We start from the raw sequence: 13,325 nt of genomic DNA on the forward strand, positions 1-13,325 counted from the left end.
GTATCCGGTGACGCCCGTCGGTCGCTGGAGGAAGTCGCCAGACCGGACCGCGGTTGCTTGTTGCCAATATGCTGTGGGCATGAGTTCCGGAGGACCCTCTCAGCCGTCGCCGTACACGCCGCCGCCCGCGCAGGGGTATCCGCAGCAGCAGCCGCCGGCTCCCCAGGGGTATCCCCAGCAGTACGGCGCTCAGCAGTACGCCCAGTCGAACTACGCGCCGCCCGCGTTCGGTCAGCGTCCCGTTTACGCCTCCGTGCTCGCTCAGCCGACGCCCTACTCGCCGCCCGCTCCCGTCGCGCCGTCGCCCGCTCAGGGGCTGCCCGCACTGCCGGGCCGACGTCGCGCCAGCGGGGTGGCCCTCGGCATCCTCTTCGGGTTCCTCGGTCTGCTGCTGCTCGGACTCATCGCGTACTTCGGTCTGTTCCTCGGTCCGCTCGCCTCCGTGGTCGGGCTGGTGCTCGCCCTGGTGCCGCTGGCGGTGGTGTTCTTCGTCGTGCGGATGATCGACCGGTGGGAGCCGGAGCCCAAGACGCTCGTCTTCCTCGCGGTCGCGTGGGGGGCTGTCGCGGCGGTCGGTCTGACGCTCCTCGTCGACCTCGGGCTCTCGGTCGTGCTCGGACCGCGCGGCGAGGTGGCGAGCGCGGTGATCCAGGCGCCGATCGTCGAGGAGCTGTGGAAGGGCGTCGGGGTCTTCCTCATCTTCCTCATCGCGCGCCGGTCGTTCGACGGCCCTGTGGACGGGGTCGTCTACGGCGCGCTCGTCGGCGCCGGGTTCGCGTTCACCGAGAACATCCAGTACTTCGCCATCAGCCTCATCGAAGGCGGCAGCGGTCAGCTGACGGTCACCTTCATCATGCGCGCGATCATGTCGCCGTTCGCCCACGCCATGTTCACCTCGCTCACCGGCCTCGCGATCGGCCTCGCGGCGCGACGGCACGCGTCGGCCGGTGCCGCGGTGGGCTTCGGTCTGCTCGGGATGCTCGGGGCGATCTTCCTCCACGGCCTCTGGAACGGCTCGTCGTTCGCCAACTTCTTCCTGCTGTACTTCGTGCTGCAGGTGCCGCTGTTCGTCGGCTTCATCCTTGGCATCGTCGCTCTGCGCCGAGAGGAGGCGCGTCTGACCAAGGCGCGTCTGAGCGACTACGCGGCGGCGGGATGGTTCACGCCGGAGGAGGTCACGATGCTGGCGACCCCCGCGGGTCGCAAGACCGGACTCCGCTGGGCGGCGCAACTGCGCGGCGACCGTCGACCGCTCATGCGCGAGTTCATCAAGGATGCGACGATGCTGGCCGCCGTGCGCCAGCGGGCGATCACCGGTCGCGATCCGATGGCTCCCGCCGATGAGCAGGCGCTGCTGGTGCGCACCCGCGCGGCGAGGGCAGCGCTGCTGGCCTACTGACCGGAGAGGGAGCCATGACCCGATTCGTCCTGCTGCACGGCGGGGGAGACGTGGGTTGGTCGTGGCATCTCGTCGCTGCGCAACTGCGGAGGGCCGGGCACGAGGTCTTCGCTCCGGACCTTCCCGCCGACGACGAGTCGGCCACTCTCGACGACTATGCCGACGCGGTGGTGACCGAGCTCGACGGACCCGGCGGCGTGGTCGTCGGTCACTCGTTCGGCGCCTTCACCGCGCCGCTCGTCGCCGACCGCATACGCGCCGACGTGCTCGTGCTGCTGGCCGGCATGATCCCGGCACCGGGCGAACCGCCGGAGCAGTGGTGGGAGGCGACCGGCTACGTCGACGCGGTCGCCGCGCAGGCGGCGATCGACGGAGGTCTGACCGGAAACGACGACCCGTACGTGAGCTTCTATCACGATGTGCCGCGCGAGCTCGCGGCCGACGCGATCGCCCGGGAGCGCGCGCACCCGTCCGCCGCCGCGATGGAGGAGCCCTGGCCGCTCGCCGCCTGGCCCGACGTGCGCACGGAGTTCATCGTGTGCACCGAGGACCGCTTCTTCCCGCCGGCGTTCCTCCGAGCCCTCGCGGCGGAGAGGTTGGGCGTCGTCGCCGACGAGATCGCCGGCAGCCACTGCGTGGCATTGAGCCGTCCGGCGGAACTGGCCGGGATGCTGGTGGACTATTCGACCGGCGACCGCCGCGCGAGCGGTTGACCCGGTCCCCGGACAGACTCAACGCCCGGTGCTGCGGCGATGCCTGCATGTCTCCCGGGCGTTGAGTTGGTCTACAAACAGGGTGCACCCGGCGTCCGCGGCTGTCAAGAGCTTCCGCCGAGTCGATTCGTGACGTGTTCGCTGTGAGCAGGTGTGTGCTCGTTGACCCCCGCGCGAGAGCTCGGGTTGGATGGAGGCATGACTGATCGCACAAAGCCTGAGTTCGACGCCCCGACCGGACCCGCCCCGTCCGAGCTCGTCGTCCGCGACCTCATCGAGGGCGACGGAGCCGAGGCCAAGCCCGGCGACACCGTGACCGTCCACTACGCCGGCGTGGAGTTCGAGTCCGGCGAGGAGTTCGACTCCTCCTGGGGTCGCGGCGAGACCATCCAGTTCCCGCTGCGTGGGCTCATCCAGGGCTGGCAGGACGGCATCCCCGGCATGAAGGTCGGTGGCCGACGCGAGCTCGTCATCCCGCCGCACCTCGCCTACGGCCCTGCGGGCGGCGGGCACTTCCTGTCCGGCAAGACCCTGATCTTCATCATCGATCTCGTCGCCGTCGGCTGATCCGACCCGCGAGTGCGGAAGGCGTCGTCCCCACCCGGGGGCGGCGCCTTCCGTCGTTCCGGAGAATCTTCGTCATTCGGGGAATACATGCAACTGCATGTAAGTTGTGACACGTGATGCCGCGCGAGCGGTCCACGATCACGGTCGCAGATGCGGCTGACGTCTTCAGAGGAGCACCACATGACCATCGACATCCCCGGATACCGTCCCGGCACCTACGTCCTCGACCCCGCTCACAGCGAGGTCACGTTCAGCGTCCGCCACATGATGATCTCGAAGGTGCGCGGCACCTTCGGTGTGAAGAGCGCCACGCTCGTCGCACCCGAGAACCCCCTCGAGACCACCGTGCAGGCGAGCGTCGACGTCACGTCCGTCGACACCAAGGACGAGGGTCGTGACCAGCACCTCCGCTCGGCCGACTTCTTCGACACCGAGAACTTCCCGACCATGGACTTCGTCTCGACCGGCGCCCGCGCCGAGAACGGCGACCTTTTCGTCGACGGCGACCTCACGATCCGCGGCATCACCAAGCCCGTCACCTTCGAGGTCGACTTCGGCGGCTTCGGCTCCGACCCGTGGGGCAACTACAAGGCCGGCGCGTCGGCCAAGGCCGTCATCAACCGCGAGGACTTCGGCCTGACGTGGAACGCCGCTCTCGAGACCGGCGGCGTGCTCGTCGGCAAGGACGTCACCATCAACCTCGACCTGCAGGCCGCTCTGCAGCAGGACTGATCGCAGCTCCCGAGAGCCCCGCATCCTTCAGGGTGCGGGGCTCTCCGCGTCGTAGGCGTGGAATCGCCGATTGCGTCCGGCGAGGATCGCGACGAGTGCGATGACGAGGAAGCCGCCCAGCAGCGGCGGGAACCAGAGCGTGGTCAGCGAGGCAAGCACGCCCGCGTAGAGGGCCCCGAGCCGGGGGCCGCCGGCGACCACGACGATGAAGACGCCCTGCAGGCGTCCGCGCATGGTGTCGGGGACGGCGGCCTGCATCATCGTGTTGCGGTAGATCGAGCTCACGTTGTCAGAGGCTCCCGAGAGGGCCAGGGCCGCGCAGGCCGCCACGATCAGGGCGATCGCGGGCGTGCTCTCGGTCGCGCTGCCCGAGAGGGCGCCGATCAGCAGCACGACTCCGAAGAGGAGTATCGCCGCGCCGTACACCTCGACGGCCCTCGTGATGCCGCGACCGTGCCACCGGTACTGCACGACCCGGCCCGAGAACAGACTCGACGCGAAGGTGCCGACCGCCACGGACGCGGTCAGGATGCCGGTGGTCACCGCTCCGCCGCCGAGGATGACCGTGCCGAGAGCCGGGAACAGCGCCAGCGGCTGACCGAACGTCATGGCGATGATGTCGACGATGTACTGCATGCGGATGTTGCCGGCGCGGCGCAGGAAGCGCCATCCGTCGACGAGCGAGGCGAGCCCGGGGCGCAGGACCTCGCCCTCGGGGCGCAGTGCGGGGAGAGTCCACAGGCCGAGGAACATCGAGAGCATCAGCACGACGTCGATCGTGTACGTCCACCCGTAGCCGGTGAGGGCGACGAGCAGTCCGGCGAGGGCGGGACCGGCCATGACCGTCAGGCCGAAGGCCACGCCGTTGAGGGCGGATGCCGCGGCCAGCGACTCCCGGGGGATGAGGCGCGGCACGATGGCCGTGCGCGTCGCCATGCCGACCGAGTTCGCGGCCGAGTTGACGATGCTGAGCACGTACAGCCACCAGATGGTCTCCGCGCCCGTCCAGGTGAGGGCCGCCAGGAGTGCCGTGGAGAGGAAGGTCACGGTCGCCGCGATCAGCGCGACCCTGCGCCGATCGAAGGCATCGGCGAGCATTCCGCCGTACAGGCCGGCGAGCACCATCGGCACGAGGCCGGCGACGGCGATCATCGACACTGCGAACGTGCTCTCGGTCAGCGCGAACACGTGCAGCATGACCGTGACGATCGTGAGCTGCCCGCCGATGCCCGCGAGCGAGGAGCCGATCCACATGCGGGCGAACGCCGGGCTCGCCTTCAGCGGGCTGAGGTCGATCAGATGGCTGCGAGCCCCGCTCACGCCGCGTGCCTGTCATGCATCCTTCGAGCGTATCCGCTCGGCGTGACGACGGACGGGCGCATGGTCACCTCGCGGCTGCGCGCCTGGTAGACTCGTCAGGTTGCCGTTCGATCGGCCGCGGATAAAGAGAGCTCGCGCATCAGGCGTCGGGCGCCGCGCAACAAGCAGAGAGGGGATCGAATCTATGGCACTGGAAGCAGACGTCAAGAAGGCGATCATCGAAGAGTACGCGACGCACCCCGGTGACACCGGATCCCCCGAGGTGCAGGCCGCGATGCTGACACAGCGCATCAAGGACCTCACCGAGCACCTGAAGGAGCACAAGCACGACCACCACTCGCGTCGTGGTCTGTTCCTGCTCGTGGGTCAGCGCCGTCGTCTGCTCGGCTACCTCCAGAGCGTCGACATCGAGCGTTACCGCTCGCTGATCGCACGCCTTGGTCTTCGCCGATAAGGCACCACGGACCCAGCGTTCAATCGCGCAGAACATTCTTGAGAAGGCCGCCCCACGGTGTGGGGCGGCCTTCGTCATGTCGGGAGCGTTTCGCACCCCTCGACTTTCCTTCAGGAAAGTCTTACGCTTTCCATAAGGAAAGCGAGGACGCTATGTCGAGCATCCCCCAGAGGCCAGTCGACGGTCACACGCCGTTGAGCCCTCCCGACGCCGCCACGGCGCAGCGTTATCTCGACCACATGGGCGAGGTCACGGCGCGCCGCGACGGTGCGATCGACCGTCGCGCCCAGGCCTGGCTGCAGATCGCCAACGCCGTCGCGACGGCGGCATACCTCCTCGTGTTCTCGGTCGTCCTGCGCACAGATGCGAACGTCGAGATCCAGGCCCTGGTGTTCCTCTTCCTCGTCTGGACGCAGATCGCGACGGGGATCACTCAACGGCACGGAATGCAGCGCAGGCTCGGACGCGCGCAGTGGCCGCTCATCGCGGGGGTGATCGTGCTGATGGTCGCGACGATCGCGTTCCTGCTCCTGGCCGGGTTCACGCCGGGGTTCCCGGTCATCGGCATGTTCGTGCCATCCGCGATCGCTCTTCTCGCCTTCGGCGGATACGGAGTGTGGCTGCTGCGGCGCGCCTCGGGCGACCCGCGGCCGACGCGGGCGCTTCGCGCTCCTCTCGACCGCGTCGCCCGCGCCGCGACCATCCTGATCGGCACCGGCATCGGCGCGATCACCGCTCTCATGGGGGCGCCTTCGGGGGCGCTGCGCTCGATCCTGCTGCTGATGGTCGTGCTGGGAGCCGTCGTGTGGATGTGCGCGATGAACTCCGCGTTCGGTCTGCCTGCGATCGGAGAGGCCTGGAGATGGCCGCACCTCGTGGCATTCGCCTTCGGAGGGATCGCGCTCGCCAGCGTGATCCTCCCCGGCTCTCCGCTCACGGAGTCATCGTTCGGACCCGCGCTGCTCGGACTCGGTGTCCTCGTGGCCTTCATCGGCGCCTCTTTCGTGCCGGGATACGCTCGCCGTGGCTGAGTCGCCGCGCTCACCGCATCCGCGAATCCGTCTCGACGACAACTTCGCGTCGCCGATCCGGTTCTCGCTGCTCGCCTCGCTGGGTGAGGGAATCGAGCTCGATTTCGCCACGCTGCGTGACGTCCTGCAGTGCGGGGACTCGGCACTGAGCAAGGCCATCGCCCACCTGCAGGCCGCTGGCTACGTCGCGGCCCGGCGCGGCGTCGTCGGAGGGCGGCAGCGGACCTGGGTGAGATCCACCGCCGCCGGGAGGGACGCCTTCGCCGCCCATCTCAACGCTCTCCGCGAGATCGTCGCCCTCGGCAGGGGAGGCGAACCGCTCTGACGCGAATTCGTCAGGCCTGCGCCTGCACGAGGTCGGGGTGGTGGATCGCCGCCACGGCGGGGTGTGCTCGCAGCCGCGACTTCATCGCGTTCTCGCCGTAGGTCGCATGGATCGGGTTGCTCGGGTCCTCGGTGATGCCGGTCGCCTCGGCGGCGAGGTCGGCGGGCAGCTCGAGGAGCGGCAGCTGCTGGTCCAGGGCCGGGTTGAAGAAGAACGGGATCGAGATGCGCTCCTCGGGCGCCCTGGGCGAGATCACGCGGTGGTTGGTGGCCTTGAGGTATCCGCCGGTCGCGTACTCCAGCAGCTCGCCGATGTTGACGACGAAGGCGCCGGGCACGGGCGGCGCCGACACCCACTCGCCGTCGCGCTCGACCTGGAGCCCGCCCTTGCCCGGTTCGACCCAGAGCAGCGTGAGCACGCCGGAGTCCTTGTGCGCGCCGACGCCCTGCTGGGGCTCCGGCTCGTTCGTGCCCGGGTACCGGACGATCTTGATCAGGGTCGACGGGTCGCGGAACGACTCGTCGAAGTACGTCTCCTCGGCGCCGAGGGTGAGCGCCCACGCGCGCAGGAGCTTGCGGGCGATCTCCGTCAGGGTGTCGTGCCACTCCGTGACGACCTCCTTCAGCTCCGGCTGCGCTGCCGGCCAGAGGTTCGGACCCGTGAGGCGGTTGAACGCCGGGCCGCCCTCGACGGGCTCGCGCTCGGGGCCGATGTCGATCTGCTCGCGCCAGTCGACCTTGCCCTGTGTGCGCTCACCGCCGATGCGCGTGTAGCCGCGGAAGTGCGGGCTCTTGACGTTCTCGATCGCGAGCTTGTCTTCCTCGGGCAGGGCGAAGAAGTCGAGCGCGGCCTTGTGCAGGCGCGCCTCGAGCTCGGGGGAGATGCCCGTTCCCGTCAGGTAGAAGAACCCGACGTCGTGGGTGGCGGCGCGCAGCTCGTCGCGGAACCGCGCCGCGGCCTCGGGGCCGGCGTCGAGCTGGGAGAGATCGAGGATGGGGAGCGAGAGATCAGCCATTCCCCGAGCGTAAGTCGCTGTGGCGGGGTGCGGACGAGTGTTGCGTCGCGTTACCCGGCGCCCGCCGATCAGCGGCTCGTCGAAACAATCGCCGACGTGGTGCTACGGTCTCCTTCGGGGTAAGGGATGCCTTACCTTTGTTTCGTCAGAGAGTTCCCGTACCGTGCTCGCCACCTTCCTCATCGGCCTCCGCGAAGGCCTCGAGGCCGCGCTCGTCGTCGGCATCCTCGTCGCCTACCTCCGCAGGCTCGGTCGCACGGACGCCCTGCCGCGGATGTGGGCGGGCATCGGCCTCGCGATCGCCCTCGCTCTCGGGATCGGCGCCATCCTCACCTTCGGCGCGTACTCGTTGACGTTCGAGGCCCAGGAGCTCATCGGCGGTCTCATGTCGCTGCTCGCCGTGGGCATGGTCACCTGGATGATCTTCTGGATGCAGAAGGCCGGGCGCACGATGAAGGCCACCCTCGAAGGCGGGCTCGACCGGGCGCTCACCCAGGGCGGTGTCTGGGCTCTCGTCGCGATCGGCTTCGTCTCCGTCGCCCGTGAGGGTATCGAGACGACGCTGCTGCTCTGGTCGATGGTGCAGTCCTTCGGCGATGCTCCCACCGCTCTGCTCGGTGCCGTGCTCGGGCTCGCGGCCGCCGTGGTGATCGGCTGGCTGCTGGCTCGCGGCGCCGTGCGTCTCGACCTGCGCCGGTTCTTCACCTGGACGAGCGGCTTCCTCGTGATCGTCGCCGCCGGCGTGCTGGCCTACGCGATCATGGACCTGCAGGAGGCCGGAGCGCTGCCGGGCCCCTTCACGGCGCTGGCGCCCGTCGACACGGTCACCGGTGCTGTCGCGACCGGCTGGGCGGCGTTCCCCTTCGGATGGGCCTTCGACGTGAGCGCAGCCATCGCGCCCGGCGGCACGCTCGCCACGATCCTCCAGGCCACGGTCGGGTTCATGCCGCGTATGACCTGGCTCCAGGTCGCGGCGTGGGTCGTCTACCTCGCCGTCGTCGGCTTCCTCTTCGTCCGCGGGCTGCGCTCCCGCCGGTCCTCCACCCCTCGTTCGACGCCGTCGTCCGCCGCCGCGGACGCACCGGTCGAGTCCCTCACCGATCAAGGAGCAGTATGACCACCTCCCGCCGAGTCCTGGCATCCGTCGCGGCCGCCGGTGCGGCCGTCCTCGTGCTGAGCGGATGCGTCGCGAAGAGCGACGCCGCCGCCGGAGCCGCGTTCGACGTCGCGTCGACCGACTCCGGATGCGCCGTGTCCGGCTCGACTGCGAAGAGCGGAACACTCACGTTCGACGTCAAGAACGACAGCGGGCAGACGTCCGAGTTCTACCTGCTCGCCGAGGACGGCCTGCGCATCGTCGGCGAGGTCGAGAACATCGCCCCCGCCGCGTCCCGTACCCTGACCGTGGTCGCCCAGCCGGGAAAGTACTACACGCTCTGCAAGCCCGGCATGATCGGCGACGGCGTCGGGAAGGCCGAGTTCACGGTCACGGGAGACCGGGTGGCAGTCGCCGGCGAGGACTCCGAGCAGAAGCAGCAGGCCGTCGACCTGTACGCCGCGTTCGTGAAGGATCAGGTCGGCCAGCTCGTGCCCGCCGTCGAGGAGCTCGTCGCCGCCTACGAGTCGGGCGACGACGAGACGGCCCGCACCGAGTTCCCGCAGACGCGCGCCTTCTACGAGCGCATCGAGCCGGTTGCCGAGGCGCTCGGCACGCTCGACCCCCGCATCGACTACCGAGAGGTGGATGCCGTCGCCGAGGGCCTCGACTGGACGGGCTTCCACCGCATCGAAAAGGACCTCTGGGTCCCGGCGCAGGACGCGCTGAACGCCGACGGCGAGACGCCGGCCTGGCAGGACTGGGCGCCGTCGACCCCGGAGGAGCGCGCCGGCTACGGCGACCAGCTTCTCGCCGACGTGCAGGAGCTGTACGACTACGTCCACTCCGACGACTTCACGACCGCTCTCGAGGACCAGGGCATCGGCGGCATCTCGAACGGGGCGATCGCGCTGCTCGACGAGGTGGCGACCGGCAAGATCTCCGGCGAGGAGGACTGGTGGTCGGGGACCGATCTCTACGACTTCGCCGCCAACGTCGAGGGGTCGAAGATGGCGTTCTCGCTCGTGCAGGACTTCGCCGCGGCGCAGGGTGACGAGGGCGAAGCTCTCGTCGGCGAGATCGAAGACGGCTACGCCGCTCTCGAGGCATCGCTCGCCGCGCACGGGTCGCTCGCCGACGGCTTCGTCGGATACTCCGAGCTCACCGACGACGACAAGCGCGAGTTCACCGACCTGATCAACGCCCTGGCCGAGCCGCTCTCGCAGCTCACCGGCACGGTCCTCGACTGACCGACCGGTACGATCACGCAGGTGGACGACAGCACTGACGAGGTCGCCGCGGACGCCGGGAACGCGTCTGCGGCGGCATCCGTCCCCGCGGGGCTGAGCCGCCGGGGACTCCTCGGACTCGCACTCGGCGGAGGGGCCGCGTCGCTCGCGGTCGGACTCGGCGCCGGCCTCGCAGGCGGCGTGGGTCTCGGGCGCGCCCGGGCCGCGGAGGACGCCGAGCACGCCTACTCGTTCTTCGGCGCGCATCAGGCCGGCATCACGACGCCGGTGCAGGAGCACCTGCACTTCGCGGCGTTCGACATGATGCCGCGCACCGACCGCGACGACCTCGTGACGCTGCTGCAGGACTGGAGCTATGCGGCGTCGCGCCTGACGCAGGGCCTCGAGGTGAGCGCGACGGGGGCGGTCGGCGGCGACGCCGAGGTGCCGCCGGACGACACGGGGGAGGCGCTCGGGCTCCCTGCTGCCGGTCTGACGATCACGATCGGCTTCGGGCCCAGCCTGTTCGAGAACGAGGACGGCGACCGCTACGGCATCGCCGCACAGCGTCCCGCCTCGCTGGAACGGCTTCCCGCGTTCCTGGGTGACGACCTCGTGCCGCAGCTGTCGAACGGTGATCTCTGCATCCAGGCGTGCGCCGACGACCCGCAGGTCGCGGTGCACGCGATCCGCAACCTGAGCCGCATCGCGTTCGGCCGGGCGAAGCTGCGGTGGTCGCAACTGGGCTTCGGCAAGACGTCGCGCACGACGGCCGACCAGGCGACGCCGCGCAACCTCTTCGGCTTCAAAGACGGCACCGCGAACATCCTCGCCGACGATGAGAAGGCGCTTGCGAAGAGCGTCTGGGTCGCGGCATCCGACGAGCCGGCATGGATGGCCGGCGGGTCCTACCTCGTGGCCAGGAAGATCGCGATGCTCATCGAGACCTGGGATCGGGTGCGCCTGTCGGAGCAGGACACGATCATCGGGCGTGACAAGGGACGCGGCGCGCCGCTGTCCGGCGGCGACGAGTTCTCCGCCCCCGACTTCTCCTCGGCGCGCATCGACGCGAACGCGCACGTCCGGCTCGCGCATCCGCAGCAGAACGACGGGATCCGCATCCTCCGACGCGGCTTCAACTACGTCGACGGCAACAACGATCTCGGACGCCTCGACGCCGGCCTCTTCTTCCTGTCGTATCAGCGCGACCCTGCGCAGTTCATCGCTCTGCAGCGCTCACTGTCGACAGACCGCATGAACGAGTACATCCGACACGTCGGTTCCGGGATCTGGGCGATCCCGGCGGGCGCGGAGCAGGGATCCTACGTCGGAGCGCCGCTGTTCGCCTGACGGCGGGAATCAGCCCTCGACGAGGCGCACGGCGGCCGCGGCGAAGGCGTCGGCGCCGAAGTGGTCATCGGCCGAGACCGTGACGACCGTGTCTTCGAGGACGATCACGAGCTGGCCGTAGGCGCCGTGCAGCCGCCACGCAGCGCCGGGGCCGTCCCACGCTCCGAGGCCGTAGCGCTCGTACCCCTCGTTCGTGCCGGCAGGTACCCAGTCCGAGTGCATGGCGTCGACGACGGTTGCCGGCACGATGCGCTCCCCGTTCCAGACGCCCCGATCGAGGAGCAGGCGGCCGATGCGCGACATCTCCTCGGTGCGGAGCGCGAGGCCCTCGCCGGCGAGCACGTGCCCGAGCGGGCATCGCCGCCAGGCGACGTCGTCGAGCCCGAGCGGTGCGAGGAGTCGAGGCCGCACGTACTCCTCGACGTCGCCGACGACGCGCTCGAGCAGGCGCATCGCGGTATACGTGCTGGCATTGGAGTACTGGAACAGGCGGCCGCGCGAGTCGCGGCTCAGGAACTCGGTGGCGAGATCGGGCCAATCCGTCATCAGGGTCGGCGACCAGGGGAGGTCGATGCCGCTCGACATCGAGAGCAGGCGGCGGAGCGTGAGACGGGCGACGTCGCGTCCGAGCGTCCTTTCGCCTGCCAATCGGGAGATCGGCTCGTCGAGGGAGAGCAGACCCTCGGCATCCGCCATTCCCGCCGCGAGCACGCTCACGCCCTTCGCGACCGAGTGGATCTCCTCGCGCACGTCGGCAGTCCAGCGGTGCTCCGCTGCGCTCTCGCCGACGCGCACGTGAAGACCGTGGGCTCCGAATCCGCTCGCCTCGACCTCGTCGACGAGGCGGTCCCTCAGCGACGCCGCGCGGCTCACCGGGGAGCGCCGGAGATCGGACGCGGTCGTCGCGAACCCGTGGGATCGCTCCGGTGTCCCTGCCTGCCGGCGAGTTCCGGATCGGCGAACAGCCACTTCGGTCGGGGCTCGACGAGCGGGCGGAACAGCCACCGCACCGGCTTCGTCGCGAGCGCGAGAGCGAGTGCGACCGACAGAAGGGTGACCAGGGGCAGCCAGAGCCAGGTCGGGTCGAGGTCGCGCAGCACGCCGGTCTCACGGAAGGGGTACAGCGCGAACGAGTGCAGCAGATAGACGTACATCGTGTACTGCCCGAAGGGGGTCCACCAGTAGGTGCCCCGCGGGACCAGCACGAAGAACGCGGCGCTGAGCACGAGCGCAAGGATCATGAGGGCGAGGCGGACACCGCCGGCCCACCACTGTTCGCCACCGAGGTCGGCGTAGGCGTCCTCGTAGAACAGCCAGTGCCGCAGGTCGATCTTCTCCCAGAGATCGACCCAGTGCCAAGCGGTGAATCCTGCGGCGACGAGCACTCCGACGGCGCCGACGCGGAGCCACCACGGGCGCGCATCCAGCAACCGAAGCCGGGCGACGACGTCGCGTTCGCGCAACCACCACCCGAGCGTGAAGAACGGCAGCAGCCCGAGCGTCCGCGACAGCGAGAACGTGCTGTCGACGTTGGGAAGATAGCCGACGCCCAGGGATATCACGACGGTCCACGCGAGCGGCCACCGGAGGAGCGCGAGGTAGGGCAGCACGAGGCGGAAGATGCCGAGCGCGAGGAGGAACCAGAGCGTCCACGACGGCTTGGTGAAGTTCGGCTCCGCCTGGCCCTCTACGAGCCATTTCGTCAGCGTCCAGAGCAGCTCGAAGATCACGTACGGCACGAGGATGTCGGTGATCACCCGAGCCATCTGCACCCTCGTGGGCGAGCCCGATTTCGAGAAGTAGCCGGAGATGATCGCGAACGCGGGCATGTGGAAGGCGTACAGCGCGAGGTAGGCGGCCAGCGCGATGTCGGAGTCGTAGGTGAGGCGCTGCACGGCATGCCCGAGCACGACCAGCACGATGCACGCGTAGCGCGCATTGTCCCAGAACGGGACGCGACGGCGGGGCTTCGGTGCGGTCGAGGTGACGGGGTTCGGGTGGGCTCCGGCACTGTTCATGCTCCGAGGCTACCGCCGGGAATAAAGTTGGTCCGATCGCGTTGTCTCAGATACATTCAAATGAATAGAACCGGAT

At 69.4% G+C, this 13,325-nt stretch carries 14 protein-coding genes; 10 read left to right on the forward strand and 4 right to left on the reverse strand.

The window, feature by feature from the left end; genetic code table 11:
* Positions 1-79: 79 nt before the first annotated feature.
* From RAC81_RS01180 to RAC81_RS01195, 4 genes are all read left to right on the forward strand, one after another.
* Positions 80-1,399, forward strand: coding sequence for a PrsW family intramembrane metalloprotease (locus tag RAC81_RS01180; protein WP_375080612.1), 1,320 nt, complete (start codon positions 80-82; stop codon positions 1,397-1,399).
* Between the two features lie 14 nt (positions 1,400-1,413).
* The gene (locus RAC81_RS01185) at positions 1,414-2,112 is read left to right on the forward strand and encodes an alpha/beta fold hydrolase (protein WP_375080613.1); all 699 of its coding nucleotides are present in this window, start codon (positions 1,414-1,416) and stop codon (positions 2,110-2,112) included.
* A gap of 198 nt (positions 2,113-2,310) precedes the next feature.
* Entirely contained in the window at positions 2,311-2,679 is a 369-nt protein-coding gene (locus tag RAC81_RS01190; protein WP_375080614.1) for an FKBP-type peptidyl-prolyl cis-trans isomerase, read from the forward strand.
* Positions 2,680-2,859: 180 nt separating this feature from the next.
* The gene (locus RAC81_RS01195) at positions 2,860-3,411 is read left to right on the forward strand and encodes a YceI family protein (protein ID WP_375080615.1); all 552 of its coding nucleotides are present in this window, start codon (positions 2,860-2,862) and stop codon (positions 3,409-3,411) included.
* Between the two features lie 27 nt (positions 3,412-3,438).
* Here the strand turns inward: RAC81_RS01195 and RAC81_RS01200 are convergent, their stop codons facing one another.
* Positions 3,439-4,731 carry an MFS transporter gene (locus tag RAC81_RS01200; RefSeq protein WP_375080616.1) on the reverse strand — a complete coding sequence of 431 codons (1,293 nt, stop codon included), beginning with the start codon at positions 4,729-4,731 and terminating at the stop codon, positions 3,439-3,441.
* 184 nt (positions 4,732-4,915) lie between these two features.
* Between RAC81_RS01200 and rpsO the strand changes: the two genes are divergently transcribed.
* From rpsO to RAC81_RS01215, 3 genes are all read left to right on the forward strand, one after another.
* Entirely contained in the window at positions 4,916-5,185 is a 270-nt protein-coding gene (rpsO, locus tag RAC81_RS01205) for a 30S ribosomal protein S15 (protein ID WP_017203073.1), read from the forward strand.
* Positions 5,186-5,337: 152 nt separating this feature from the next.
* The gene (locus tag RAC81_RS01210) at positions 5,338-6,216 is read left to right on the forward strand and encodes a hypothetical protein (RefSeq protein ID WP_375080617.1); all 879 of its coding nucleotides are present in this window, start codon (positions 5,338-5,340) and stop codon (positions 6,214-6,216) included.
* The gene (locus tag RAC81_RS01215) at positions 6,209-6,541 is read left to right on the forward strand and encodes a transcriptional regulator (RefSeq protein ID WP_375080618.1); all 333 of its coding nucleotides are present in this window, start codon (positions 6,209-6,211) and stop codon (positions 6,539-6,541) included. The genes RAC81_RS01210 and RAC81_RS01215 overlap by 8 nt, the downstream gene beginning before the upstream one ends.
* A gap of 10 nt (positions 6,542-6,551) precedes the next feature.
* Here the strand turns inward: RAC81_RS01215 and RAC81_RS01220 are convergent, their stop codons facing one another.
* On the reverse strand, positions 6,552-7,556 hold the full coding sequence (locus RAC81_RS01220) for an isopenicillin N synthase family dioxygenase (RefSeq protein WP_375080620.1): 1,005 nt from the start codon (positions 7,554-7,556) through the stop codon (positions 6,552-6,554).
* Between the two features lie 163 nt (positions 7,557-7,719).
* Here RAC81_RS01220 and efeU point away from each other — a divergent pair, with 163 nt between their 5' ends.
* Genes efeU through efeB form a run of 3 tightly spaced genes read left to right on the forward strand, consistent with a single transcriptional unit; the run spans position 7,720 to position 11,231 of the window.
* Complete coding sequence (efeU, locus tag RAC81_RS01225) at positions 7,720-8,673, forward strand: iron uptake transporter permease EfeU (RefSeq protein ID WP_375080622.1); 954 nt, start codon at positions 7,720-7,722, stop codon at positions 8,671-8,673.
* A complete protein-coding gene (gene efeO, locus RAC81_RS01230) occupies positions 8,670-9,902 on the forward strand; it encodes an iron uptake system protein EfeO (RefSeq protein ID WP_375080623.1) in 1,233 nt (410 codons plus the stop codon). Before efeU ends, efeO begins: the two co-directional genes overlap by 4 nt.
* Positions 9,903-9,923: 21 nt before the next feature.
* On the forward strand, positions 9,924-11,231 hold the full coding sequence (efeB, locus tag RAC81_RS01235) for an iron uptake transporter deferrochelatase/peroxidase subunit (RefSeq protein WP_375080624.1): 1,308 nt from the start codon (positions 9,924-9,926) through the stop codon (positions 11,229-11,231).
* A 9-nt stretch (positions 11,232-11,240) separates the two neighbouring features.
* Here efeB and RAC81_RS01240 read toward each other — a convergent pair whose 3' ends face one another.
* Together RAC81_RS01240 and RAC81_RS01245 are read right to left on the reverse strand one after the other, a co-directional pair.
* Complete coding sequence (locus tag RAC81_RS01240; protein ID WP_375080625.1) at positions 11,241-12,104, reverse strand: serine hydrolase domain-containing protein; 864 nt, start codon at positions 12,102-12,104, stop codon at positions 11,241-11,243.
* Positions 12,101-13,249 carry an acyltransferase family protein gene (locus RAC81_RS01245; protein WP_375080626.1) on the reverse strand — a complete coding sequence of 383 codons (1,149 nt, stop codon included), beginning with the start codon at positions 13,247-13,249 and terminating at the stop codon, positions 12,101-12,103. The genes RAC81_RS01240 and RAC81_RS01245 overlap by 4 nt, the downstream gene beginning before the upstream one ends.
* Positions 13,250-13,325 lie beyond the last annotated feature (76 nt).

Source organism: Microbacterium sp. CR_7 (assembly GCF_041954755.1).
Lineage (GTDB): Bacteria > Actinomycetota > Actinomycetes > Actinomycetales > Microbacteriaceae > Microbacterium.

What these genes read in the sequence shown, in the direction of transcription:
- RAC81_RS01180 (WP_375080612.1), top strand. Translation starts at nt 80, where the DNA reads ATGAGTTCCGGAGGACCCTCTCAGCCGTCGCCGTACACGCCGCCGCCC.
- RAC81_RS01185 (WP_375080613.1), top strand. Translation starts at nt 1,414, where the DNA reads ATGACCCGATTCGTCCTGCTGCACGGCGGGGGAGACGTGGGTTGGTCG.
- RAC81_RS01190 (WP_375080614.1), top strand. Translation starts at nt 2,311, where the DNA reads ATGACTGATCGCACAAAGCCTGAGTTCGACGCCCCGACCGGACCCGCC.
- RAC81_RS01195 (WP_375080615.1), top strand. Translation starts at nt 2,860, where the DNA reads ATGACCATCGACATCCCCGGATACCGTCCCGGCACCTACGTCCTCGAC.
- rpsO (WP_017203073.1), top strand. Translation starts at nt 4,916, where the DNA reads ATGGCACTGGAAGCAGACGTCAAGAAGGCGATCATCGAAGAGTACGCG.
- RAC81_RS01210 (WP_375080617.1), top strand. Translation starts at nt 5,338, where the DNA reads ATGTCGAGCATCCCCCAGAGGCCAGTCGACGGTCACACGCCGTTGAGC.
- RAC81_RS01220 (WP_375080620.1), bottom strand. Translation starts at nt 7,556, where the DNA reads ATGGCTGATCTCTCGCTCCCCATCCTCGATCTCTCCCAGCTCGACGCC.
- efeO (WP_375080623.1), top strand. Translation starts at nt 8,670, where the DNA reads ATGACCACCTCCCGCCGAGTCCTGGCATCCGTCGCGGCCGCCGGTGCG.
- RAC81_RS01245 (WP_375080626.1), bottom strand. Translation starts at nt 13,249, where the DNA reads ATGAACAGTGCCGGAGCCCACCCGAACCCCGTCACCTCGACCGCACCG.